General features: G+C 63.1%; 19 protein-coding genes. 15 read left to right on the top strand and 4 right to left on the bottom strand.

The window, feature by feature from the left end:
• Nucleotides 1-9 precede the first annotated feature (9 nt).
• Complete coding sequence (locus JJB74_RS24400) at nt 10-1,782, top strand: OPT family oligopeptide transporter (protein WP_200596342.1); 1,773 nt, start codon at nt 10-12, stop codon at nt 1,780-1,782.
• A gap of 46 nt (nt 1,783-1,828) precedes the next feature.
• On the opposite strand, the gene JJB74_RS24395 is transcribed toward JJB74_RS24400, so the two are convergent.
• Together JJB74_RS24395 and JJB74_RS24390 are read right to left on the bottom strand one after the other, a co-directional pair.
• On the bottom strand, nt 1,829-4,441 hold the full coding sequence (locus JJB74_RS24395; RefSeq protein ID WP_200596340.1) for a leucine-rich repeat domain-containing protein: 2,613 nt from the start codon (nt 4,439-4,441) through the stop codon (nt 1,829-1,831).
• Between the two features lie 84 nt (nt 4,442-4,525).
• On the bottom strand, nt 4,526-5,731 hold the full coding sequence (locus JJB74_RS24390; protein WP_200596338.1) for an MFS transporter: 1,206 nt from the start codon (nt 5,729-5,731) through the stop codon (nt 4,526-4,528).
• A gap of 237 nt (nt 5,732-5,968) precedes the next feature.
• Between JJB74_RS24390 and JJB74_RS24385 the strand changes: the two genes are divergently transcribed.
• The 13 genes from JJB74_RS24385 (at nt 5,969) to denD (ending at nt 19,135) form a co-directional block, all read left to right on the top strand.
• On the top strand, nt 5,969-6,865 hold the full coding sequence (locus JJB74_RS24385) for an STAS domain-containing protein (RefSeq protein ID WP_200596336.1): 897 nt from the start codon (nt 5,969-5,971) through the stop codon (nt 6,863-6,865).
• Nucleotides 6,866-6,876: 11 nt separating this feature from the next.
• Nucleotides 6,877-7,230 (top strand): STAS domain-containing protein, encoded by a 354-nt coding sequence (locus JJB74_RS24380; RefSeq protein ID WP_200596334.1) that lies wholly within the window; start codon nt 6,877-6,879, stop codon nt 7,228-7,230.
• Between the two features lie 95 nt (nt 7,231-7,325).
• Nucleotides 7,326-7,727: an anti-sigma regulatory factor gene (locus tag JJB74_RS24375; RefSeq protein WP_234484812.1), complete on the top strand. Its 402-nt coding sequence runs from the start codon at nt 7,326-7,328 to the stop codon at nt 7,725-7,727.
• Entirely contained in the window at nt 7,712-8,755 is a 1,044-nt protein-coding gene (locus tag JJB74_RS24370) for an ATP-binding SpoIIE family protein phosphatase (protein WP_200596333.1), read from the top strand. The genes JJB74_RS24375 and JJB74_RS24370 overlap by 16 nt, the downstream gene beginning before the upstream one ends.
• A 6-nt stretch (nt 8,756-8,761) precedes the next feature.
• Nucleotides 8,762-10,540, top strand: coding sequence for an ATP-binding protein (locus tag JJB74_RS24365; RefSeq protein WP_200596331.1), 1,779 nt, complete (start codon nt 8,762-8,764; stop codon nt 10,538-10,540).
• A gap of 58 nt (nt 10,541-10,598) precedes the next feature.
• Entirely contained in the window at nt 10,599-12,125 is a 1,527-nt protein-coding gene (locus tag JJB74_RS24360; protein WP_200596329.1) for a response regulator, read from the top strand.
• A 151-nt stretch (nt 12,126-12,276) separates the two neighbouring features.
• Nucleotides 12,277-12,597: a hypothetical protein gene (locus JJB74_RS24355; RefSeq protein ID WP_200596327.1), complete on the top strand. Its 321-nt coding sequence runs from the start codon at nt 12,277-12,279 to the stop codon at nt 12,595-12,597.
• 318 nt (nt 12,598-12,915) lie between these two features.
• On the top strand, nt 12,916-14,079 hold the full coding sequence (locus JJB74_RS24350) for an ATP-binding protein (protein WP_200596325.1): 1,164 nt from the start codon (nt 12,916-12,918) through the stop codon (nt 14,077-14,079).
• A 294-nt stretch (nt 14,080-14,373) separates the two neighbouring features.
• On the top strand, nt 14,374-15,285 hold the full coding sequence (gene ltnD / locus JJB74_RS24345) for an L-threonate dehydrogenase (RefSeq protein ID WP_200596323.1): 912 nt from the start codon (nt 14,374-14,376) through the stop codon (nt 15,283-15,285).
• 1 nt (nt 15,286) lies between these two features.
• The gene (otnK, locus tag JJB74_RS24340) at nt 15,287-16,558 is read left to right on the top strand and encodes a 3-oxo-tetronate kinase (RefSeq protein WP_200596321.1); all 1,272 of its coding nucleotides are present in this window, start codon (nt 15,287-15,289) and stop codon (nt 16,556-16,558) included.
• Entirely contained in the window at nt 16,555-17,193 is a 639-nt protein-coding gene (gene otnC / locus JJB74_RS24335) for a 3-oxo-tetronate 4-phosphate decarboxylase (protein WP_200596319.1), read from the top strand. Before otnK ends, otnC begins: the two co-directional genes overlap by 4 nt.
• A gap of 16 nt (nt 17,194-17,209) precedes the next feature.
• Nucleotides 17,210-17,995, top strand: a complete 786-nt coding sequence (gene otnI, locus JJB74_RS24330; RefSeq protein WP_200596318.1) for a 2-oxo-tetronate isomerase — start codon at nt 17,210-17,212, stop codon at nt 17,993-17,995.
• Between the two features lie 159 nt (nt 17,996-18,154).
• Nucleotides 18,155-19,135: a D-erythronate dehydrogenase gene (denD, locus tag JJB74_RS24325; protein WP_200596316.1), complete on the top strand. Its 981-nt coding sequence runs from the start codon at nt 18,155-18,157 to the stop codon at nt 19,133-19,135.
• An 818-nt stretch (nt 19,136-19,953) separates the two neighbouring features.
• Here denD and JJB74_RS24320 read toward each other — a convergent pair.
• The gene (locus JJB74_RS24320; protein ID WP_200596314.1) at nt 19,954-20,691 is read right to left on the bottom strand and encodes an SDR family NAD(P)-dependent oxidoreductase; all 738 of its coding nucleotides are present in this window, start codon (nt 20,689-20,691) and stop codon (nt 19,954-19,956) included.
• A 19-nt stretch (nt 20,692-20,710) separates the two neighbouring features.
• Nucleotides 20,711-22,012, bottom strand: a complete 1,302-nt coding sequence (locus JJB74_RS24315; protein WP_200596312.1) for a family 1 glycosylhydrolase — start codon at nt 22,010-22,012, stop codon at nt 20,711-20,713.
• A gap of 204 nt (nt 22,013-22,216) precedes the next feature.
• Here JJB74_RS24315 and JJB74_RS24310 point away from each other — a divergent pair, with 204 nt between their 5' ends.
• Entirely contained in the window at nt 22,217-23,461 is a 1,245-nt protein-coding gene (locus JJB74_RS24310; protein WP_200596310.1) for a M24 family metallopeptidase, read from the top strand.
• The last annotated feature ends 87 nt before the right edge of the window (nt 23,462-23,548 follow it).

Raw genomic sequence — 23,548 nt, 5'->3', positions numbered from 1 at the left:
CCCGAACGCATGCAGATCCGTTCCGATTCCCCGTCGAGCGCAGCACAGAGCGCATCGACTGCCGTTCCCGTGATGAAGGTCGAACGCGAACTCAGCCTGCGCGCGCTGTGCACCGGCACGCTGCTCGGCGTATTGCTCACGCCGTCGAATGTCTACGCGGGCCTGAAGATAGGCTGGTCCTTCAACATGTCCATCATCGCGCTGTTGGCCGGCTTCGGTTTCTGGCAGGGGCTGGCCGCGCGCTGGGGACGCGGTCCGGGATGGACAGTGCATGAAAGCAATATCAATCAGACCGTGGCCTCGGCCGCTGCCTCCATCGTCTCGGGCGGACTCGTGGCGCCCATCCCGGCGCATACCCTGCTCACCGGCCAGTCCCTGCCGCCGTTGCCGCTGATGGCATGGGTGTTTTCGGTCAGCTTTTTCGGCATCTGGATCGCCTGGTATCTGCGCCCCTCGCTGGTCGATGACGATGCCCTGGTCTTTCCCGAAGGCGTGGCCACGCTGGAGGCACTGACCAACACTTACCGCAACGGCCGCGAAGCGGCGCAGCGGCTGGCGGCACTGTTTATCGCCGCCTTCCTCTCCGGCCTGGTGAAATGGTTCGACGACTTTCAACGCCCGATACCGCGTTGGGCGCCCACGCCGCTCTTCGAGCGGCTCGGCTTTAACTTCGATCCATCGATGCTGCTGCTCGGCTTCGGCATCATCATCGGCATGCGCGTGGGCATGTCGCTGTTGGCCGGGGCATTGCTGGCATGGGGAGGATTGGCGCCGTGGTTGCTGGCGCATGGGCTGGTGACGCTGCCGCCGGAGGCCAGCGGCCCGCAGTTCGCCGCGCTGGTGCAGTGGCTGCTCTGGCCCGGCGTGAGCTTCATGGTGTGCGCCACGCTGGCAAGCCTGGCGCTGCGCCTGCTGCGTCGCCAGTCTGGCGGCAGCGCGAGCGCCCCGGGTCTGCGCCTGCCGGCGCCGGGGCCGGCGCTGGGCCTGCTGCTGTCGGTTCTGCTGGTGGTGGCGCTGCAGATCCTGCTGTTCGGCATCGAGCCGTGGATGGCCATGCTGTCGATTCCGCTGGCGCTGTGCCTGGCCGTGGTGGCCGCGCGCGTAGTCGGCGCCACCGGCATCGCGCCGATAGGCGCCATCGGCAAGGTGTCGCAGTTGAGCTTCGGCATCCTCGCGCCGGGGCAGGTGACGGTCAACCTGATGAGCGCCAACACCGCCGGCGGCGCGGCCGGGCAGTGCACCGACCTGATGAACGACTTTCGCGTCGGCCGCGCCATTGGCGCCACGCCGATGCGCCAGCTGGCTGCGCAATGCGTGGGCATTGCCGTGGGCAGCGTCATTGGCGTACTGGCCTACCGCGCGCTGATTCCCGATCCGCAATCGATGCTGTTGAGCCAGGAATGGCCGGCGCCGGCGGTGGCAACCTGGAAGGCGGTGGCGCAGACGCTCTCGGCGGGTTTGGGATCCCTGTCCGCGGATGTGCATGCGGCGATCCTGATCGGAGCGCTGTGCGGCACGCTGCTGGGCACCGCGGAAACCTTGCTGCCGGCGCGGCACGTGCGCTGGCTGCCGAGTCCGGCGGCGCTTGGGCTGGCGTTCATCCTGCCGGCATCGGTATCGATGATGATGGGCTTGGGCGCGCTGCTTACCTGGCTGGTCGGCCTGCGCTGGCGCGCGCTTGCGCAGCGCTACGGCATCGCGGTGGCGGCCGGGTTGGTCGCCGGGGAAAGCATGGCCGGCGTGGGCGCGGCGGTGTTCCGGCTGCTGCAGCGAGCCTTGTAAGGCACAAGACCCGAGTGCATCTTGGGCGCGAGCCGCCGCAGCGGGATCAATGCGTGCTTCCCTCCTGCTTGACGGGCCGAAGGGCATTCCGCGCTGCCTGCAGCTGCAGGCGATATTCCGGACCATAATCCAGCTTCAGTTGCTTGCCTTGTGCGACTAGACGGACCTGAATCACCGCCAGCATGGTTTCGGTTCGCTCGTGGCCGTGCCGGTCGATCAGTTCGAGCCGCAGCGGAAACAGTATGGCGTTGGTTCTTCCAGAATCGACGCGCATCTCGCCATCGGTGTGCAGAACAAAGGTGGAATTCAAGAATTGCAGCGCATTGCCACCGCCGTAGGGATTCCAGCCGATCATGTCCTTGCCTCCGCCTCCATACTTGCGCACCTCCGCGCCGTAGTCCTTGGCCGCTTGTTCGCCGTATGCGGCTTCGTAGAGATCCCTGTCTTCGGGAGTGCGCATCATGCCGCCGGCGAAAATGCCCGCGATCCTACCCTTGTCAAGGCTCGGTTGCTGATCAGCGGCATAGTTTGCAAGGACGACGCCATATTGACCGGCAAGCATGTCAGCCTCGTTCTCGTCATCGCATTGTTCGCGAGTCAGCTTCACCACCGACAGGCTTCGTGCGGAAGGCGGAAACTTGCCGTGCAGTGTCGCTTCGATTTCCGCTGTCGCCGATTGCTTGATCAGAGCGATCAGCGCTTCCTGGTCGGGAATGCGATGGCCAGGGAAATTTTTTTTGAGCTCGTTCCAGAGATACGATTTGCTCATGGATGCGCCGGAGTCCTTGTAGAAGCCGATGCCTCGAAGCCTGACCTTCCCGCCGCATTTGCGGGGATCGTTTTCATTCGCATAGTCGGGATGCACGAGGCTCGGATTGCCGGGATGGCGGATCGGGAAGACGCGATCGAATTCGGGTTCGTAGCGTTGCTTGCCGCTGATGATCAGCTCGTCCCGGACCAGAGTGGTGAAGCGGGTGATTGTGCCAGTGTCGTCGGTCAGATCGAAGCCGGGGAAGTCGGATGTTGAGATATACCGTGCACGGGTGCTATCGATAGCTTCGAAGTGAGACGCGGTGATGGGGCGCAGCGCGTTTTCAGGACGTGGCCAAGGGTTGCCAGAGACTGGTGGGTCCAGCAAGGGACGCAGAGCGTCCCAGTCCTCTTGCCGCAATCTAATATCGCTGCCTGGAGCCCGTCCCGTGTCAGGGCCTGACTGGCCCCCATCGATTTGCGCTACTGTTTTGAGCAGGTGCAGTTTTGAGATGACAGTGACACGATGCTGTTCCCAGTCCAGCGTTTTCCCATCGAGCTGGATTTCCAGGTGCGGCATCTCTTGATGCAGCTGCCGCAAGCTCAGCATCTGCAAAATGTCTTGCGAAAGATTTCTACTAGAGATGCATAGCAAGCGAAGGCGGCCGTTCGCTCTGATCGCTGGTACCAGATCTCTAACGAAGTTGGAATGATTCTCTCCGAGATCATAAAGAGAGTCTCCCAGAACAAGGAATTCCAGTGACCGGTTTTGAAGCAAGGCGGAAGCCACTTCTCCCATCGCTTTCGCTTGCACGCAATTCATGGAGACATCAAGCTTGCGGATTCGCGTGTGGCTGCCTGCAACGGAAAGCAGCGCCGTAACACCTTCCGCTTGCAATCTACAATTTACACAGCGCAACTCAGTCAGCGACGAATTGCCTTTCAGCCCTTCTGCCAAAACCTTCGCATCCGCGTCGGTTAACTCGCTGAGCGTGATGCTCAGGGACTGCAATGTGCTGTTCTTTTTCAAGGCTTGGGCGAATGCAGCCATGCCTGCCGGAGTGGGCTTCCAGTCTTCCAGGGTTAGCGTTTGCAAGTACGGGCTTGCAAGCAATCGGGAAAAGACCAGGTCCCATTCAGGCCGGAAAGCAAGCGGCAAATTATTGGAAGAAATATGGAATCTCGTCAGAGTGCGGCATGCTGCAAAAGCGCTGCCCAGTTCACTGAAATGTTTATTAATAAAAGGTTGAGGGATATGCGATATCTGGAGCGACAGCGATGTCAGGCTCTCGGTTTCTTTGAGCAGAGTCGTCAGGTTGCGAATATCGGGATCGCTCATCCGACAATACAGGGTTTCAAGAGACGGGCATGTTGCCAGGGACTCGAGCACAAACGCATGAAAGTGAAGCTCTGCAAGCTTATCGACGTCGCCCGGCTCGCAGTCGATATGCATGCCGCGGATGTTGGGGTTGTGCTTGAGCCCTTCCGTTAGCTCGGCCGGATGTGAGACGAGCCCGGAGCACGAGAGCTCGAGATTGAGCTTGACAGGCAAGGTGCGTGTCCATTCCATCAAGGGCTGCAAGCGCTCTGCCTTGACAAGTTTCTGGATTTTGAATTTGAGCGTTTGCGTTCCTGTTCTCGCAAGCATCCAGCTCAGCACGTCGAAATAGCCGCGTTTCGCGCAAGATCGCACCAAAAGGTCGAATTTCGAACCGACGAGCACGGCATCGCCTTCACGCGCGAAACGTCGCAGCAGACCGTAGTTGCCGAAATCCGCGCCAGGTGGAAATGGCGGTAGCGCACTTTCCCCCAGCTTCGCGAATGTATCGGCTCTGGAAGAGGAAAAGCCTTCTGAATTTTTGTAACGAGGTCCGGACCTCGTGGCTGTGCTGTTAGATGTAGGTATCATGCGTTCCTCGCGTCGATGTTCAAGGACAGCTTTAGTTACGCATCAAGTAACAGGTTCCGCATGCGCACAAATGGCCATGCAGCCTCAGGAACGTGAAACGCCGCGAGCCTTTCCCTTTCGGGTCGCTACGGCAAAGAAACTCATCGACAGCATCGACACCACCAGCAGGCCTGCCAGCAACCGTCCTGGGCTGAGCCCGCCATCGAGCAGCGACGCGATCGCCAGCGGCGCCATCGCCTGGCACAACAAATTCGGCCCGGCCAGCGCGCCGGCGATGGCGCCATAGTGCGCATGGCCGAACAACTGCAGCGGCACGGTACCGCGCACGATGGTCATGATGCCGTTCGACAGCCCGTACAGCACGCAGAACAGCGCAACCGTCGGCAGCCAGCCGCCAGCCAACAGCAGCAGGCCCAGCGACAGCGGCAGCAACGCGAAGGTGAAGCGTCCCACCCGCTGCGGCAGCATGCGGCCGGCAAAGCGCATTTCACCGATGCGTCCCAGGACTTGCATCGGACCGATGACGGCTGTCCAGAACACCACGGGGGCCAACGGATGGCCAAGACGTCGCAGCAGCGGAATCAGATGCACCGCCAGCCCGGTGAAGACAAAGCTGTTCAAGGCGAATGCCGCTGCCAGCAGCCAGAAAGCGCGCAGACGCAGCGCATCCTTCAGGCGGAAGTCTGGCTGCGCTCCCGGTTTGACCTTGGCCGTGTTCGATACGTTGCGCCGCGGCAGGGTCAGATGCAGCGGCAGGCACAGCACCAGTTGCAGCAAGCCATAGACCAGATAGGTATCGCGCCAGCCGAGCGCGGCATCGAGCTTCACCGTCAGCGGCCAGAACACCGTGCTGGCAAATCCGCCGAACAGCGTGAGCGTGGAAATGCCGGCGCGTGCGCGCTCGCGCAGTTCCCGGTTGATCGTGGCGAAGGCTGCTTCGTACAGCGTTGCCGACATGCCGATGCCAAGCAGCGTCCAGGCGGCGTAATACGAAGCCAGCGCATAACTGCGCGATAGCAGGATCAGCCCGGCGCCGCAGAGCAGCGACCCTGCGCTCATGACGCGCGCGCCGCCGTAGCGATCGATCAGGGCGCCGGCGGGCGTGGCCGCCAGGCCCGACACCAGCAAGCCCCAGGAAAATGCGCCAAAGACCAGCTCCGGCCGCCAGCCGAGTTCGCGCAGGATCTCGGGGCCAAGCACGGAAAACGCATAGAACAGTGAGCCCCAGGCCATGATCTGCGTCGCGCCGAGGCTGGCGATGATGCGCTTGCGCGAGCGCGCAGCCTGCATTGTTGTGATGTCCTCCATTCCCGCGATGGTAACAAGACTTGCCGGGGAAACATCGCAAGCGGCTAGGCCGGTTTTTCACGCAGGCATTGATATTCGTCAATACCCGGCGCGAATTACGGATGAGCTCCCTACCCTTGCCGTAGCATCCTCCCTCTTGAGCTTGGCTCGCGCACAGGCGCCCACGCGCGTTGCGGGCATCCAAGACCTATCCATTCCATCAAAAAAACAGGAAGCTCAATGACCAGGGAAACCACGGGCTATCTCGCCACCGTCATTCAGGACAACCAGCAGGCGCTGCTCGAGGGCTGGCTGGAAGGCATGTTCTCCCGCATCGTGCGGCGCGACCGCAATGCCGAAGCCGAAATGCGCCAGCAGGCACAGCGCCTTCTTCCACTGATCGTCGACGCGGTCAAGCAGGGCGCGACCTATGACACCAAGGCTCCGTCCTGGGACGAGGTGCGCAATCTGCTGAATGAAATCTCGCAGTCGCGCCTGCGCCAGGGCTTCACCGCGCTCGATACCGCCACCTTCGTGTTTTCGCTGAAGGAACCGCTGTTCCGCCTGCTGCGCGTGCAGATGGCAGCCGACCCGGTGGCGCTGGCCGAAGAAACCGCCAACACCGGCGAGCTGTTCGATGCGCTCGGCCTGTACACCATCGACCAGCACTTGAAAGCCCGCGAGCAGGTCATCCTGCGCCAGCAGCAGGAATTGCTCGAGCTTTCCACGCCGGTGGTGCAACTGTGGAAGAACATCCTCGCGGTGCCCCTGATCGGCACGCTCGATTCGGCGCGCACGCAGATCGTGATGGAAAACCTGCTGCAGAAGATCATCGACACCGGCGCTGCGATCGCCATCGTCGACATCACCGGCGTGCCTACCGTCGACACCCTGGTGGCGCAGCATCTGCTGAAGACCGTCGCCGCCGCCCGGCTCATGGGCGCGGACTGCATCATCAGCGGCATCCGCCCCCAGATCGCGCAGACCATCGTGCACCTCGGCGTGAATCTGGAGGATGTGGTCACCAAGGCCACGCTGGCCGATGCCTTCCAGATCGCATTGAAGCGCACCGGCGCCGGCGTCGTCGATACGCGCGACATCCGCGATGTGCGTGACACCCGCGATCTGCGCGGCTGAAGGCGACGCCAATGGACCGCATTCCTATCCTCAAGATGGGGGACCTGCTCCTGGTGACGATCCAGGTCGACATGCACGACCGCCTGGCGATGACGCTGCAGGATGACCTGACCGCGCGCATCGTGAAGGACCGGGCCACCGGCGTGCTGATCGACATCTCGGCGCTCGACATCGTCGATTCCTTCATCGGCCGCATGATCAGCAATACCGCCGCGATGGCGCGCGTGCTGGATGCGAAGACCGTCGTCGTCGGCATGCAGCCGGCAGTGGCGATCACGCTGGTGGAGCTCGGCCTGAAGCTCGAAGGCGTGCGCACCGCGCTCAATGTCGAGCGCGGCGTGCAGCTGCTGCGCCAGGCTGAATGAGATCGGCGTCATGGAGAGCGCGGTATGAAACTCATGATGCCGGCGCCTATCCTGCCACCGCTTTTTGAAAGGCAATCGTTTTGGGTATGAAGGACATGGACGTTGTCGTAGTGCCCTTACGCTCGGACGAAGATGTCGTCCGTCTGCGCCAGGCGGCGCGGACCTGCCTGGTGAGCCAGGGATTCAGCCTGGTCGATCAGACCAAGCTCGTCACTGCGGCCAGTGAACTGGCGCGCAATACGGTCAAGTACGGCGGCGGCGGCGAGGCGCACCTGATCAACCTGCAGAACGGCGGCCGCAAGGGCGTATCGCTGGTATTCATCGATCATGGCCCTGGTATCGCCGATATCGAGCAGGCCATGACCGATGGCTACACCAGCGGCGGCGGCATGGGGCTGGGATTGGGCGGCGCGAAGCGGCTCTCGGATGAATTCGAGATCACCTCGGAACCGGGCAAGGGCACCACAGTCAGAATCACCAAATGGAAACCGTACTGAGCGCGCGGCAGCGCCAGCTCGCCGTCGAGGTCGCTGATTCCAGCGCCGTCGGCGCAGCGCGGCGCATGGCTGCCGACATCTGTGCTCGCATTGCGCTGGATGAAGTTGCCTGCGGCCAGGTCGCATTGGCCACCACCGAAGCCGCCACCAATATCCTCAAGCATGCCGGGCGCGGCGAGATTCTTGCCCGGCCGCTGGTCGTTGACGGCAGGCCCGGCATCGAAATCATCGCCATCGACCGCGGGCCCGGCATGGCCAATTTCGCGCGCAGCGCCGCCGACGGGCACACCACCGCCGGTAGCTATGGCATTGGCCTGGGCGCGATGCAGCGCGGCACAGACTTCTTCGACATCCATACCGCGCCAGGGCAGGGCACCGTGATCGCGATGCGCATCTACGGCCGTGGCGGCGCAGGAGCGCCGAGCGCCATCGACATAGGCGCGGTCTGTCTGCCAATCACCGGCGAAACGCTGTGCGGCGATGCCTGGGCCGTGGCCGCCGGGCCGACACTGGTCACCGCGCTGGTGGCGGATGGCCTGGGCCACGGACCGCAAGCGGCAGCGGCCTCGGAAGCGGCGGCCGAGATCGTCGAACGCCATCCCGAGCAACTGCCCGGCGCGTTGATGCAGGATGTTCATGCCGGCCTGCGCGGTACGCGCGGCGCGGCCGCGGCGCTGCTGCGCATCGATCTGATCGAGGATGAACTGCGCTTTTGCGGCGTCGGCAACATCATGGCCAGCGTGTATGAATCCGGCAGCGCTATTGTCGGCGGCACTCGGCGGCAGATGGTGTCGCACAACGGCATCGTCGGCGGCAATGCGCACAAGATCCAGGAGTTCACGCAACCCTGGCGGCCGGGCAGCCTGCTGGTGCTGTGCTCGGACGGGCTCAATACCCGCTGGGATCTGAACCGCTATCCGGGCCTGACCGAGCGTCATCCGAGCGTGATTGCAGCGGTGCTGTACCGGGACTTTGCGCGCGGCCGCGACGATGTCACGGTGCTGGTTGTGCGCGAGCACGGAGGCTGAGGCGATATGGCCATACGCATACTTTCCGTTGCGATCCGCAATGAAATGGACACGGTGACCTCGCGCCGACGCGCGCGCCAGATCGCCGAACTCTGCGGCTTCCCAACGCAGGAACAGACCCGCATCGCTACGGCGGTCTCGGAACTTGCGCGCAACGTGATCAATTACGCCGGCACCGGTCGCATCGAATTTGCCATCGAAGGCAATACCGCGCCGCAAGTGCTGATCATCACCATCGCCGATACCGGGCCGGGCATACCGCATCTCGAGCTGGTGCTGTCCGGCCGCTATCAATCGACCACCGGCATGGGTCTTGGGCTCATCGGCGCCAAGCGCCTGATGGACCATTTCGACATCGATACCGGCGCCGGGCGCGGCACGACGATCGTGCTGAAGAAGCTGCTGCCGCCGCATGCGCCGCTGCTCAGTACCGCCGGACTCGGCGACATTGGCCGCCGGCTTGCCGAACCGAATGACGAGAATGCTCCCATCGTCGAACTGCAACGACAGAACCAGGAGCTGCTGCAGACGCTGGCCGAACTCAAGGCGCGGCAGGAAGAACTGATGCAGCTCACGCGAGAGCTCGAGGACACCAACCGCGGCGTCGTGGCGCTGTATGCCGAGCTCGATGAGAAGGCCGATCATCTGCGTCGCGCGGACGAGATGAAGTCGCGCTTCCTGTCCAACATGAGCCATGAGTTCCGCACGCCTCTGAGCTCGATTCGCGCGTTGTCGAAGTTGCTGCTGGACCGGATCGATGGCGAACTCACCGTCGAGCAGGAGAAGCAGATCGGCTTCATCCTGAAACAAAGCGAGTCCCTGTCGGAACTGGTCAACGACCTGCTTGACCTGGCCAAGATCGAAGCGGGCAAGATCGAGGTACGGCCGGCGCACTTCGACATCGATGAATTGTTCAGCGCGCTGCGCGGCATGCTGCGGCCGCTCCTTGTCGGCGAGCGCGTCGAACTGGTGTTCGAAGAGCCGCGCGGCGTGCACGTGATGGAAACCGATGAGGCCAAGGTGTCGCAGATCCTGCGCAACTTCATCTCGAACGCGCTCAAGTTCACGGAAGCCGGGGAAGTGCGCATCAGCGCGCAGCTGCTTGAAGAGGAAAGGGCGGTGTGCTTTTCGGTAAGCGACACGGGCCTTGGCATCGCGCCGGAAAACCAGCAGATCGTCTTCGAGGAGTTCGGTCAGGTGGAAAACCGCCTGCAAAAGCGCGTCAGAGGCACTGGCCTTGGCCTACCGCTGTGCCGCAAACTGGCCTTGCTGCTGGGCGGGCGCATCGAACTCGAAAGCGAGGTCGGCCGCGGCTCGATCTTCTCGGTAGTGCTTCCATTGCGCTACGGTCAGCCCGCGCAGCCGGCCGCGGCCGAGCCGGCGCAGCAGGAAAGCGGCACGACGCCGCTGCTCATCGTTGAAGACAATGTGCAGACCCAGCTGCTGTATGAGAAGTATCTGTCCGGCAGCGAATTCCGGCCGATCCTGGTGCGCAGCATCTGGGAAGCGGAACGGGCGCTGGAGAGTATGATGCCGGCAGCTTTGCTGCTCGATATTCACCTTGGCAGTGAAGACGCGTGGGGATGGCTTGCGCGGCTCAAGGCCGATCCGGTGCGCTCCGGCATTCCGGTCATCGTCGTGACCGAGGTCGACGACAAGGCCAAGGGCCTGGCGCTGGGCGCGGACGCGTTCTTCATCAAACCGGTATTCCGTGACGAGCTGGTGGCCATGCTGCAAAAGCTGGCCTCGCAGCGTAATTCTTCAACCACCCTTGTCTCAGGTTAATCGCCTGAGACAGGGCATGCGCTAAGGTGAAGGCAGCGGCTTGCCTGGACAAACCAAGATGACATCCGAATCCGATAGCGACCTGATTTTGAACGTGGACGACACCGAAGCGGCAAGGTACGCGAAGACCCGTATCCTGACCCGCGCCGGCTTTCGCGTCATCGAGGCGGCCAACGGCAGCGATGCGCTCGACATGGCTGCCGCGCAGCGTCCGATGCTGGTGCTGCTGGACGTGAAGCTGCCGGACATCAACGGATTCGAAGTCTGCCGCATGCTCAAGGCCAATCCCGACACGCGCCACATCCTCGTGCTGCAAACCTCGGCTTCCTATATCGGCATGGGCGACAAGGTTCGTGCGCTCGAAGGCGGCGCCGACAACTATCTGTTCGAGCCGATCGAGCCCGAGGAACTGGTGGCCAATGTGCGGGCGCTGCTGCGCCTGGGCCGCGCCGAACGCGAGATGCGCGCGACGGATCAGCGCAAGAATGAATTCCTGGCGATGCTGGCGCATGAGCTGCGCAATCCGCTCGGGCCGATCCGCAACGCCGTCGAGCTGCTCGCCTTCATGGAGCCGAATGCGTCGCGCATTCAGGAAACCGCGCGCAACACCATCCTGCGCCAGACCGATCACATGGTGCGGCTCATCGATGATCTGCTCGATGTGGCGCGCATCTCGCAAGGCAAGATCAATTTGCGCCAGGAAGAGGTGAGCCTCAAGGAAGTGGTGCATGCGGCGGTCGAGTCCGCGCGCACCCTGATCGACCGCTATCAGCATGCGCTGCAAGTGGTCTTGCCGGAAGGCGATGTGAAGCTCGCCGGTGATTCGGTGCGGCTGGCGCAGATCATCAGCAATCTGCTGACCAATGCGGCGAAGTTCACGCCGCAAAAAGGCCAGTTGGCCCTGTCCGCATGGCGCGATGGCGCGGACGTGGTGATCCGCGTGCAGGACAATGGCATCGGTATGTCCGCGCAGGACACGAACTCGGTGTTTGAACTGTTCCGGCAGGCCAATCATCTGCCCGAGCGTGCGCGCGATGGACTGGGCATTGGTCTGGCACTGGTCAAGACGCTGGTCGAGATGCATCGCGGCAGCGTGCGGGTCGACAGCGCCGGACCCGGCGCGGGCAGCAGCTTTGAAGTTCGCCTGCCAGCAAAGCGCGAGGCGCATGCATCGCAGCCGCTCGTTGAAGCGCCGCAGGCCGAAGACAATGCCCGGCATCGCATCCTGCTGGTGGACGACAATGTCGACGCTGCCGAGATGCTGGCCTGCCTGCTCGAAGTGCAGGGCAATGAAGTGAGGAAGGCGCATGATGGCAGGAGCGGCATCGACGCGGCGCGACGTTTCCTGCCGCATATCGTGATCCTCGACATCGCCCTGCCGGACATGACCGGCTTTGATGTGGTGAAGGCCATGCGCGACATGGATGAGACCGCGCATGCGTTGATCCTCGCCCTGTCAGGCTATGGCCAGGAGGCCGACAAGCAACAGGCACTTGCTGCGGGCTTCAACGGTCACCTGACCAAGCCGGTTTCCTTCGAGGCACTCGAAGCGATCGTGCGCGAGCATTTCGAGCGTGCAAGCTGAGCCAACGTATCCACCACACCGTGCCGATACACAAGTTACGAAGCCTTACATCTTCCGCGTCAACAGCGCTTCTGCGGGCATCGTTAAGGGAGGGCAGATCAACTGCTCAACCAAGCAAACGCTTAACCGCAAACCTGAAGAGGAAGACACCATGAACAAACTGCTCGCCGCTCTGATCGCCACCGTGTTCGCAGGCGCTGCTTTCGCCCAGGCTCCTGCCACTACCACGACCACCACGACGGACGCTGCTGCTGCCAAGTCCGAAGCGCGCGCTGACGCGAAGGTAGACAAGGCGGACGCGAAGGCACAGGAAAAGATCAGCAAGGCCAAGGCCGAAGAGAAGGCCACCGATGCCAAGGCTGATGCAAAGGCGCAGAAGACCCATGCGAAAGCGCATGCCAAGGCCGAAAAGAAAGTCGCCGATGCGCAAAAGGATGTGAAGAAGACCGAAGCCGACGCAGCCAAGAAATAAGCCCGCGTCGATGTCGTAGCGTGACCGAAGCCGCCGGCGCCCATGCAGGCGCCGGGGTGCAGGTAAAGAAGGGCCGGATTCCGCTTCATGCGGGATCCGGCCCTTTCGTTTGCGCTTCGGTTGCGTAGGCCAGGAATGTCTGGCGCATGCGGGTGGCACGTGGAACAGCCCGGAGATGCGCGGTCCTTACCAAGGCTTCTCTGAATCTGGTGCGTGCGTTTTCTTGCAAGCAGCGTGGCTGCCCACGGCTCCAGAGTTTTATTGAAAATTATGGATTGCATATAATTATCCGCATTCCATAATTTCCACTAATTCTCGATGAGCACCATTTTCTCCAGGACAGAGCTTGCCGCCTCGATGGCGCAGCAGCTGATTCGTCCCGATTTCCTGAACGAAGGGCTGCGCTCGGGACTGTTCATCTCGGGACAGCGTCGCACCGGCAAGACCACCTTCCTGCGCCACGATCTGATTCCGGCGCTCGAGGCAGAGCGCGCGGTGGTGATCTATGTCGACTTGTGGTCCGACACCCAGTCCAATCCGGCTCAGCTCGTGCGCGATGCAGTTCGGCAAGCGCTCGAAGAATTGCAGACCCCGGGCTCATCGCTGCTGGCGCGACTTGCCCGGGTCAGCGGCGCCGATATCGGTGTCATGGGTTTCAAGTTCGGCTTCAAGCTCGACAAGCTGGGCCAAAGCGGTGGTGCCACGCTGGCGCAAGCGATGACGGAACTGGTCGATCAGGCCCGACGCGACGTCGTGCTCATCGTTGATGAAGTGCAGCAGGCAATCACAACCGAAGAAGGCAACAACCTGCTCCTGGCCCTGAAGGCTGCGCGCGACGCGGTCAATCCGCGTCCGCAGACGCCCGGGCATTTCCTCTTCATCGGCACCGGCTCGCACCGCGCCATGGTCAGCGAGCTGACGACGCGGCGCACGCAGGCCTTCAACGGCGCCACGTCGATCGCGTATCCGGTGCTTGATGTCGACTACATTCGCTATCTGCTGCAGCGCCTGGCCAAAGATGGCGTGAAGAATCTTCCTTCGGAGTCCGTCGCCACCGAGGCTTTCCGCACCCTGGGCAATCGTCCCGAGGAAATGATCAGGGCGCTGCGGCAATTGCAGCTCCATCTTCCCCCGGGCAGCAATCCGGACGAGGTTCTGCCCATCATTGCGGCAACCCTGCGCTCCACCGCAGCTGACACGGAACTGGCGAAGGTCGAAGGGCTTGGCAGCGTGGCCATGGCAATCTTTGGCCGCATTGCCGCTGCCGACGGCGAGGCCAAGGGATTGTTTTCCGCCGATGCGGCAGCTGAATACACCAGGGCCGTCGGGCGCGAAGTCAGAATCGAGGAGATACAGCCGATCATGAATGAATTGATGTCGGCGAACATCATCATGCGCCGCGGCCACGGCTTGTATGGCGTCACCGATCCCTTCGTGCAGCAGGCCTGGCGCGAAAGGCAGAGCATGCTTGACGGCGCATAACACGCTGCTAAGAGCGGCATGCGCGACACCCGGTTGGCATTACGGGAAAACCGGAACAATGAATTGACAGCGCCGGCCGGGCTTCCTATGCTGCATCGTTACAAGTTTCATATCGCATCGCCAGCCGCCGCGCGGGCGCAAAAGAACCGATAACACAAGGAGACATCCATGAACGCAACCATCCATCCCGCACCTTCCTGAGCAGCACGCAACCGAGCCGCACCCTGTCGATGGGAAAGCGCCGCGAGGCGCCTTCCCATCGCTTTGCCGCACCAATCTCAGCAAGGAGTCGGAATGAGCAAGGATATCAAGCGCGTTGGCGTGATCGGCCTGGGCGCAATGGGAATGGGGATCGCGCAATCACTGTTGCGCGCGAATTTCGAAGTGCATGCCTGCGACGTGAGACCCGAGGCCTTGCAGCAAATCGCCGCAGCCGGTGCGCACGTGGCCGATACGCCGGCCGCGCTGGCACAAAAGGTGGATGCGCTATTGACCGTAGTGGTCAATGCACAGCAAACCGAAGCGGTGCTGTTTGGCGAGCATGGCGCTGCTTCGCAGCTCGCGCCGGGTTCCATCGTCATCGGCTGCGCTACCGTGTCACCCGAGTTCGCGGAAAGCCTGGGCGAGCGCCTCGCTGCCATGGGCCTGCGCTTCATCGATGCGCCGATCTCGGGCGGCGCGGCCAAGGCCGCTTCGGGCGAGATGTCGGTGATGGCCGCCGGCACGGCCGAAGACTTTGATGCCTGCGCCGCCCTGTTCGATGCCATCTCGTCGAAGCTCTATCGCCTCGGCGACAAGCCGGGCCAGGGTTCGAAGGTAAAGATGATCAACCAGTTGCTGGCCGGCGTGCATATCGCCGCCGCGGCCGAAGCGATGGCGCTGGGATTGAAGGCCGGCTGCGATCCGCAGGCGCTGTATGAAGTCATCAGCAACAGCGCCGGCAGCTCATGGATGTTCCAGAACCGGGTGCCGCACATACTCAACGGGGATTACCGGCCGCTGTCCGCGGTCAACATCTTCGTCAAGGATCTGGGCATCGTGCTCGACTATGCGAAGAAGAATGTGTTCCCGCTGCCGCTGTCGGCAACGGCGCACCAGATGTTCATGAGCGCCGCGGCCGCCGGCCATGGCGGCGAGGACGACTCCGCGGTAGTGAAGGTATTCCCCGGCATCAGCCTGCCGGGCGCGCGCAACGAGGGGGAGTGAGATGCCCTTGCTCCTGGGTTGCATCGCTGATGACTTCACCGGCGCCACTGACCTCGCCGGCATGCTGGTCAAGGCCGGCATGCGCACCATCCAGATGATAGGCGTGCCGCGCGCGCCGCTGGAAGAGGATGTGGATGCGGTCGTCATCGCATTGAAGTCGCGCACCGTGCCCGCATCCGAAGCGGTGGAGGCATCGCTGCAGGCGCTGCGTTATCTGCAGGATGCGGGTTGCCGCCAGTTCTATTTCAAGTACTGCTCCACCTTTGATTCGACCGACGCCGGCAACATCGGCCCGGTAGCCGAGGCGCTGATGGAGGCGCTCGGCACCGACTTCACCATCGCCTGCCCGGCCTTTCCCGAAAACGGCCGCACGATTTTCAAGGGCCATCTTTTCGTCGGCGATGTGCTGCTGTCCGACAGCGGCATGCGCCATCATCCGTTGACGCCGATGACGGACGCCAACCTGGTGCGCGTGCTGCAGCGGCAGGCGCGCAATCGCGTCGGATTGATCGACCATGCCGTGGTGTCGCGCGGGACGGAGGTGATCCGCGAGCGCATCGCGGCCCTGAAGCGCGAAGGCACGGGGATCGCCATCGTCGATGCCATCGACAATGAAGACCTGATGCGCATCGGCCGGGCGCTCGATGACATGCCGCTGGTCACCGCCGGTTCCGGCATCGCTCTGGGCTTGCCGCAGAACTTCCGCGACAAGGGGCTGCTGCAGGCAACAGCGCATGCCGGCGCGCTCGATGCGCCGCGCGGCGCGCGCGCCATCATCTCGGGAAGCTGCTCGAGCGCGACCAATGCGCAGGTTGCGCATTTCATTGCATCGGGCCAGCCGGCCTTCGCGATCGACCCGCTGCGGCTTGCCGAAGGCGACAGGCTCGTCGACGATGCGCTCGATTGGGCGGCGCCCTTGCTGGACGAAGGGCCGGTGCTGGTCTACGCCACCGCGGCACCGGAAGACGTGAAGGCCGTGCAGCAAAGGCTGGGCGCGGCCCGTGCCGGCGCGCTGGTTGAAGAAGCGCTGGCCGCGATCGCGCGCGGCCTGGTAAAGCTGGGCGTGCGGCGCATGCTCATCGCCGGTGGCGAAACCTCCGGAGCGGTGGTGAGCGCATTGGACGTGACAGGCTTGCGCATCGGTGTGCAGATCGATCCCGGCGTGCCATGGACCACGACGCTGGGCGGCGAGCAGCCGCTGGCGCTGGCGCTGAAGTCGGGCAACTTCGGCAGCGAAGATTTCTTCAGCAAGGCATGGAGACTGTTGCCATGAACGAATCGGCACTGCGCGAGCAGATCTGCGAATGCGGCCGCGTGCTGTATCAGCGCGGCCTGGCACCGGGCAGCAGCGGCAACATCAGCGTGCGCCTGGACGATGGCTGGCTGCTCACGCCCACCAATGCCTGCCTGGGGCGGCTGGATCCGGCGCGGCTTTCCAGGCTCGATGCCAATGGCAGGCTGGTATCGGGCGACGCGCCGACCAAGGAAGCCTTCCTGCATCGCGCGATGTATGAAGAGCGCGGCGGCGCCGGCGCGATCGTCCATTTGCATTCGACGCATGCGGCAGCGGTCTCCTGCATGGCCGGCCTTGATGCCTGCGACTGTCTGCCGCCCTTGACCGCTTACTACGTGATGAAGATCGGGCGGCTGCCACTGGTTCCCTATCACCGTCCCGGCGACCCGGCGCTGGCGGAGGCGATACGCGACATCGCGAAGCGGCATCATGCGCTTTTGCTTGCCAACCATGGCCCGGTGGTGGCCGGCAAGGACCTTGACGCCGCCATGTATGCCGCTGAAGAACTCGAAGAGACCGCAAAGCTGTTCCTGTTGCTGCGCAATGTGCCGACCAGTCCGTTGAACGCCGCGCAGATCGAGGAACTCAAGGCGGCCTTCCATCTGGACATTTGAACAGGAAAACCATGCCATGCCGAAATTCGCAGCCAATCTGACGATGATGTTCAATGAAGTCCCGTTCCCGCAGCGCTTCGAAGCCGCGGCACGAGCAGGCTTCGAAGCGGTCGAGTTTTTATTCCCTTACGAGCATGCGCCGCAGGAGGTGGCGCAATGGCTGAAGGAAAACCGGCTGATCAATGCGCTGTTCAACATGCCGCCCGGCGATTGGGCCGGCGGCGAGCGCGGCCTGGCTTCGTTGCCAGGCAGGGAGGCGGAATTCCGCGACGGCGTGGCGCGCGCGCTCGAGTATGCGCAGGCGCTCGGCACCAAGCGCTTGCATGCGATGGCCGGGCTGGTGCCGAATGGCGCATCGCGCGAGCGGCATCGCGAAGTGTTCGTCGACAACCTGCGCTATGCCGCGCGCGAACTCGGCCGCCATGGCATCACGCTGCTGATCGAGCCGATCAACGGGCGCGACATGCCCGGTTACTTCCTGCATCGCCAGGCTGATGCGCATGCGATTTGCGAAGCGGTCGGCGAGCCCAACCTGAAGGTGCAGATGGACTTGTATCATGCGCAGATCGTCGAAGGCGATCTGGCCATGAGCCTGCGCAAGTACATCGCCGGCGTCGGCCATGTGCAGATCGCCAGCGTGCCCGAGCGCAACGAGCCGGACGATGGCGAGGTCAATTACCCCTACCTGTTCCGCCTGCTCGATGCGCTCGGCTATGACGGCTGGGTGGGTTGCGAATACCGTCCGCGCGGCCGCACCGAGGATGGGTTGAAGTGGATGACGGGCTTGAGCGCACGGACCTGAATGTCGGTTGTGAACGCCATAGGTGATTCGGCAGGATCGGCATAACAGGCAGGCTCTTTCGTAGGTTGGGCTGACAAGCCCAACATTGAGCGCCTGCAGGATTGCGAACACGTTGGGCTTCCTTCGTCAGCCCAACGGCAAACAACAAAAGGAGACAACATGCATGTCGTCATCACTGGTGGCGCGGGCTTTCTCGGCCAGCGCCTGGCGCGCAAGATCCTTGAGCAAGGCGTACTGACCGACAGCGCGAATCGCCTGTCCACGGTCGACAGGCTCACGCTGGTCGACGTGGTGCCCGCGAACGACTTTGGCGATGCCAGGATCAAGTCCGTCGTCGGCGACATTGCCGATGCGGCGCTGGTGCGCGAGCTCATTGGCGCCGATGTCGGCTCGGTATTTCATCTAGCGGCCATCGTCAGCGGCCAGGCCGAAGCTGACTTCGATCTCGGCATGCGCATCAACCTCGATGCGACGCGGCTGCTGCTCGAGGCGTGCCGGGCGCAGGGCAACCGTCCGAAGTTCGTGTTCACCAGCTCGGTCGCGGTCTATGGCGGCGCGCTGCCCGAGGTGGTGCAGGACGCGACAGCGCTCAATCCGCGCTCTTCCTACGGCGTGGAAAAGGCGATCGGCGAGCTGCTGGTCAATGAATACAGCCGCCGCGGCTACATCGACGGCCGGGTGCTGCGCCTGCCCACGATCTCGGTGCGGCCCGGCAAGCCGAACAAGGCTGCTTCTTCCTTTGCCAGCGGCATCATCCGCGAGCCGCTCAATGGCGAGGAAGCGGTGTGCCCGGTGGCGCCGGAAACGCGGCTGTGGCTGCTGTCGCCGCGCGGCGCAATTCGCGCGTTGCTGCGCGGGCATGAGATCGCTGGCGATGCGCTGGGGGACAGCCGCACGCTCAATCTGCCAGGCGTGTCGGTCAGCGTGGCAGAGATGGTGGAGGCGTTGCGCCGTGCCGGGGGTGAGGATGCGGTGGCGCGCATACGCTGGGAGGCGGATGCAACGGTTGCGCGCATCGTCGGCGGGTGGCCGGCGGTCTGGGATGCCAGTCGGGCGCTGGCGTTGGGATTGGAAGGGGATGCGGATTTTGATGCGGTGGTGCGGGCTTATGTTGAGGATGATTTGAGAGGGGGAAGGTAAATTACGCAGTTGCAGTTGCAGTTGCAGTTGCAGTTGCAGTTGCAGTGCCGTTGCCGTTGCTTTTAACTCCCGTTGATTGCGCCGTGACGGCGATGCCCGGAGCGGGAAAAGGTGCGGCGTCTGTCTGAGCGAAGCGCAGCGTAGCGAGTTTAGCCGCGCCCCGCTCCGGGCGTCGACGGCACGGGAACCCCGCGCAGCGGGGCGCAATCTCCGGGGGCGCCTTTTCTTGCCTACTTCTTTTGGCGGCAAAAGAAGTAGGCCGGCTGCCGGGCCGGGACCCGGCTAGGTCGAGGGGGCGCTGAACGTGTTGCATCACCGGAGTGATGTCGTTGAAGGGGCAGGCACTTGCCTTGGTCGTCGTCGCGTTGATCGTGGCTTGGATTGAAAGGCCCGCCCGGTCGAGGCTTGAGGCCCGATGACCCAAAAAGGACATCGCACTTGGCGAGCAAGCCGGGTCCCGGCCCGGCAGCCGGGTCACTTCTTTTGCATTCGCCAAAAGAAGTAACCAAGAAAAGGCGACCCGGAGATCGCGCCCCGCTGCGCGGGGTTCCCGTGTCGCCGAACCCTGAAGCGGGGCGCGGCTAAACTCGCTACGCTGCGCTTCGCTCAGACAGACGCCGCACCTTATCCGCTTCAGGGCCCGGCGCCACGGCGCGATCAACGGGATTAAAAGCAACGGCAACGACAAAAACCAAAATCAACGGCAAAGGCAACGGCAAAAGCCAAAATCAACGGCAAAGGCAACTGCAAAGGCAACTGCAAAGGCAAAGGCAACTGCATCCTCCGGATGCCTAAAGCCGCGCAGAGCACTCGACCCTTTACAACCGCGCCATCCTCCCCCCATCCACAATCAGCGTCGTCCCCTGCACAAACGCCGCATCCTCCGAAGCCAGAAACGCAATCGCCGCCGCCACATGCTCGGGCTTGCCTACCTCCTTCGGATCGATGCGCTCCGCGCCCGACTTCACGTTCGGGTTATCCCACAGCATCGGCGTATCGATCGCGCCCGGCAGCACCGCGTTCACGCGTATGCCCTTGCCCTGGCCTTCGATGGCAGCGCTGCGCGTGAGCGACAGCAGCGCCGCCTTGGCCGCGGCATAGGGCGCGTCCAGCGGGCTGGTCTGGATCGCATGGATGCTGGCGACATTGACGATCGCGCCGCCGTGCGCCATATGCAGGAAGGCTTGGCGCGTGAAGTGGAAGGCACCCAGCAAATCGACGGCCATCACCCTTCGCCAGTCATCGGTAGTGAGCTTGCCAAGAGGATCGAAGGTCATCAGGCCGGCGTTGTTGACGATCACGTCGAGGCGGCCATGGCGCCGCATGCAAGCTGTAACCGTGGCCGCGATAGCGTGCTCATCGGCCACGTCGCAGTCGCTGAACCAGGAATCGGGCGCGCCGGCACGCTGAACCGTATCCACGGCCTGCGCGCCGCGCTGCGCATCGCGGTCCGCAATCACCACCCTCTCGCCTTCGCTGCCCAGGCGCTGCGCAGTCGCCAGGCCGATGCCGCCGGCGCCTCCGGTGACGATCGCTACCTTGTCCTTGAAACGCATCGCATCCTCCGTGACCAATTCAGGCATTCGACGGCGCGGCCGTGGCTTCGTTGCCATGGCCGGCGCGGCGGGGCGTGCGCGCGTCGCACCATGCCGCGCGCTGATCCTCGGGCATGATGATCGGTATGCGCAGGCAGACGCTTTGCGTGGGCAGCACCTCGCGCCAGTCGGCGATCAGCTTGTGATAGGCGCGGCCCACGGCGCGGATATTGCGGTTCAGGTCGTACAGGCCAAGCGCATTCACCGTGCCGCGGTCTTCGCGCAGCGCCACGTCCCAATCGACCTGGTCCGTCAGCGAATACCAGGTGAAGCCGAGGATGGGCACGCCGTCGTTGCGCACCCGCAGCACATTGGCCCATTCCTTCCACAGCCAGTTCACCGCTTCGTCGCCGCGCGGGCCTTCGCACAGGTTGGTCTCGGTGTGCATCACCGGCAATTGATAGCGGCCGTAGTACATGTTGGTGATGGTCGAATAGCCGAAGATCTCTCCGGAAGGGAGGGTGTCGCCGTTGGCGCAGACGCGGTGCTCATTGGTCACGTAATAGTCGTTGCCCATGATGCAGTGATGCTTCAGATGATTGTCGAGAAAGAAGTGGTATTCCTCGCGCGTCATGCCGTTGTCCATCAGGTATTCATACATCTCGGAATCGACGCGCCGGCCGTAGTTGAGATCCAGCGACAGGAAGCGGCGCGCATTGATCTGCTCGGCCGGACCGATCGCGGCCGGGTTCTCGGCATGGAAGTATTCCGACGATTCGCTCTGGATGAAGATCGCGTCCGGACGTTGCTCCAGGATCGCGCGCATCGCCAGGATGTTGGCTTGCACCAGGTGCTTCAACGCGGTGACGAAGGCCGCATCCGACTGCAGTTGCTCGTTCCACCAGCCATACAAGGCCGAGAAGCGGGCGCAGATATAGATCTCATTGACCGGCGTGTAGAGCTGCAACCATGGATAGCGCTGCGCAAACGCCGCGGCGTAGACGGCAAAGCGTTCCGGGAAGTCCGGGTTCTGAAAGTCGCCGATCCAGTCGGGCACGCCGAAATGGCACAGGTCGACGATGGGCACGATCTCCAGCTCCTTCAGCCGGGCGAAGGCGGCGTCCGCGAATTCCCAGTCGTAACGCTTGGCGCCGAGCCAGGTGCGATGCAGCGCAGGGCCATAGCGCAGAAAGCGTATCCCCATGTCGCGCACGAGCGCGAAGTCGGTTTCCCAATAGCGGTAATGGCCGCACTTCTCCAGCTCATCCATGCGCAAGCTGCCGCCGTTTATTGTCGGGCTGCTGTTCTCAATGCCGGTGGCAAACAGGAATCCAGGAGTCATGACGTTCTCCGCGATGATTCTTTCAGCTTGGATAGGCCAGCGGCAGATGCGTTCCAGTTTGCATTGTGTGCACTGAACTCCGCCACCCTTGCGCTGTCAAAAAAACGTTCGACGAAACATATATAGGTATTCTCCGTGCCCGGCATTGCGCGCGGTCATGCCGTTTCGACGTTGACGTAATGCCGCCCGGCTTGTGAAACAACGATGGACAAGAGAGCAGGACATCGCCAGCGCGCGGCCAAGGCGCACGAAGAGCGCCGCGCACGTGTGCAGGAAGCATTGGCCACGCAAGGGTTATCGGCATTGCTGTGCGCGCATGGCGCGAATGTGCTGATGCTTTCCGGTTATGCGAGCGTCATTGGCGCGGCCGTAGCGATCGCCACAGCCGATGGCAAGCTGGTGCTGGTCGTGCCGGAAGATGAGCTCAAAATGGCGCGCGACAGCTGGGCCGACGACATCTTTTTCTTTCAGGCGGCAACGCTGAATGCCATGCACACTGGCCGCGCGGCCTTGCGCTCGGCACTGGCAAAGGCGCTGGATGCCTGTTTGCCGGAAGCGCGGCACGGCGGCGCGCGCATCGGCATGGAATTCGCTCGGGCGCATCTCCCAGCCTCGTATGCGTCGCAACTGGTGTACGGCGCCATGCTTGACCAGCTTATCGAAGAGATCGCGCCCGCATGCATGCCCGTGCCCGCGGATACGCTGCTGGCGCAATTGCGCATGCGGCCCACTGCCGCCGAGCTGGAACGCATTCGCGCCTCCTGCGCGATCGCGGCTGCAGCGTTTCACGAAGGGGCGGCACGGCTCGTGGCCGGAGCAAGCGAGCGCGAAGCGGCGCAGCATTTTTCCGAGGCATACGTCCGGGCTGTCGACCGGCATGCGGATGTCACGCGTGCCGACGCCTTCTTCTACTGCATGTCCGGCCCCAATGCCGCGCACGCCCATGCGGCCTTCCAGCAAAGCACTGCGCGCCGGCTACTGCGCGGCGAGACCATACTCATCCATTGCAATTCCCATGCTGACGGTTACTGGACCGACCTGAGTCGTACCTATGTGCTCGGCCAGCCGGATGCGCGGCTGGCGCGCATGCAAGAAGCGATCATGGCCGCGCGCCGCGCCGCATTGGCGGCGATACGCCCCGGCGTGGCCGCCGGCGCCATCGATCGCGCCGCACGCGCAGTGCTCGATGAAGCCGGCTTCGGCGCGGACTTCAAGCATCCGACCGGCCACGGCGTAGGGTTCATCGCGATCGATCATGAAGAGCCGCCGCAACTGCATCCGCATTCGCATGAACCGCTGCTGCCGGGCATGGTCTTCAATGTCGAGCCGGGCATTTACATCGGCGGCCTTGGCGGCATGCGCGACTGCAACATGGTGGCGGTGACGGAGGATGGCCATGAGCTGCTGTCACCGTTCCAGCTGGAACACCATGCATGGAGCATCGAATGACGCCGCGGGAAGATGGGCACATGCGAGAAGCAAGGAGCAATACGGCGGGCGCGCTGCGCGCCCACATTCCAACGGCTTTCGACAAAG

Origin of the sequence: Noviherbaspirillum pedocola (assembly GCF_016632335.1) — a bacterium.
Taxonomy (GTDB): domain Bacteria; phylum Pseudomonadota; class Gammaproteobacteria; order Burkholderiales; family Burkholderiaceae_D; genus Noviherbaspirillum_A; species Noviherbaspirillum_A pedocola.
Note: the sequence above shows the minus strand (reverse complement) of the source record. Positions and strands in the feature narration are given on the sequence as shown.

Excerpts from the sequence above, each read along its gene's own strand:
- JJB74_RS24380 (WP_200596334.1), top strand. The coding sequence starts at position 6,877 with ATGGACCGCATTCCTATCCTCAAGATGGGGGACCTGCTCCTGGTGACG.
- JJB74_RS24400 (WP_200596342.1), top strand. The coding sequence starts at position 10 with ATGCAGATCCGTTCCGATTCCCCGTCGAGCGCAGCACAGAGCGCATCG.
- JJB74_RS24320 (WP_200596314.1), bottom strand. The coding sequence starts at position 20,691 with ATGCGTTTCAAGGACAAGGTAGCGATCGTCACCGGAGGCGCCGGCGGC.
- otnK (WP_200596321.1), top strand. The coding sequence starts at position 15,287 with ATGCCCTTGCTCCTGGGTTGCATCGCTGATGACTTCACCGGCGCCACT.
- JJB74_RS24350 (WP_200596325.1), top strand. The coding sequence starts at position 12,916 with ATGAGCACCATTTTCTCCAGGACAGAGCTTGCCGCCTCGATGGCGCAG.
- JJB74_RS24355 (WP_200596327.1), top strand. The coding sequence starts at position 12,277 with ATGAACAAACTGCTCGCCGCTCTGATCGCCACCGTGTTCGCAGGCGCT.
- JJB74_RS24360 (WP_200596329.1), top strand. The coding sequence starts at position 10,599 with ATGACATCCGAATCCGATAGCGACCTGATTTTGAACGTGGACGACACC.
- ltnD (WP_200596323.1), top strand. The coding sequence starts at position 14,374 with ATGAGCAAGGATATCAAGCGCGTTGGCGTGATCGGCCTGGGCGCAATG.
- JJB74_RS24315 (WP_200596312.1), bottom strand. The coding sequence starts at position 22,012 with ATGACTCCTGGATTCCTGTTTGCCACCGGCATTGAGAACAGCAGCCCG.
- JJB74_RS24375 (WP_234484812.1), top strand. The coding sequence starts at position 7,326 with ATGGACGTTGTCGTAGTGCCCTTACGCTCGGACGAAGATGTCGTCCGT.
- denD (WP_200596316.1), top strand. The coding sequence starts at position 18,155 with ATGCATGTCGTCATCACTGGTGGCGCGGGCTTTCTCGGCCAGCGCCTG.
- JJB74_RS24310 (WP_200596310.1), top strand. The coding sequence starts at position 22,217 with ATGGACAAGAGAGCAGGACATCGCCAGCGCGCGGCCAAGGCGCACGAA.
- JJB74_RS24365 (WP_200596331.1), top strand. The coding sequence starts at position 8,762 with ATGGCCATACGCATACTTTCCGTTGCGATCCGCAATGAAATGGACACG.
- JJB74_RS24395 (WP_200596340.1), bottom strand. The coding sequence starts at position 4,441 with ATGATACCTACATCTAACAGCACAGCCACGAGGTCCGGACCTCGTTAC.
- JJB74_RS24385 (WP_200596336.1), top strand. The coding sequence starts at position 5,969 with ATGACCAGGGAAACCACGGGCTATCTCGCCACCGTCATTCAGGACAAC.
- otnI (WP_200596318.1), top strand. The coding sequence starts at position 17,210 with ATGCCGAAATTCGCAGCCAATCTGACGATGATGTTCAATGAAGTCCCG.
- JJB74_RS24370 (WP_200596333.1), top strand. The coding sequence starts at position 7,712 with ATGGAAACCGTACTGAGCGCGCGGCAGCGCCAGCTCGCCGTCGAGGTC.
- JJB74_RS24390 (WP_200596338.1), bottom strand. The coding sequence starts at position 5,731 with ATGCAGGCTGCGCGCTCGCGCAAGCGCATCATCGCCAGCCTCGGCGCG.
- otnC (WP_200596319.1), top strand. The coding sequence starts at position 16,555 with ATGAACGAATCGGCACTGCGCGAGCAGATCTGCGAATGCGGCCGCGTG.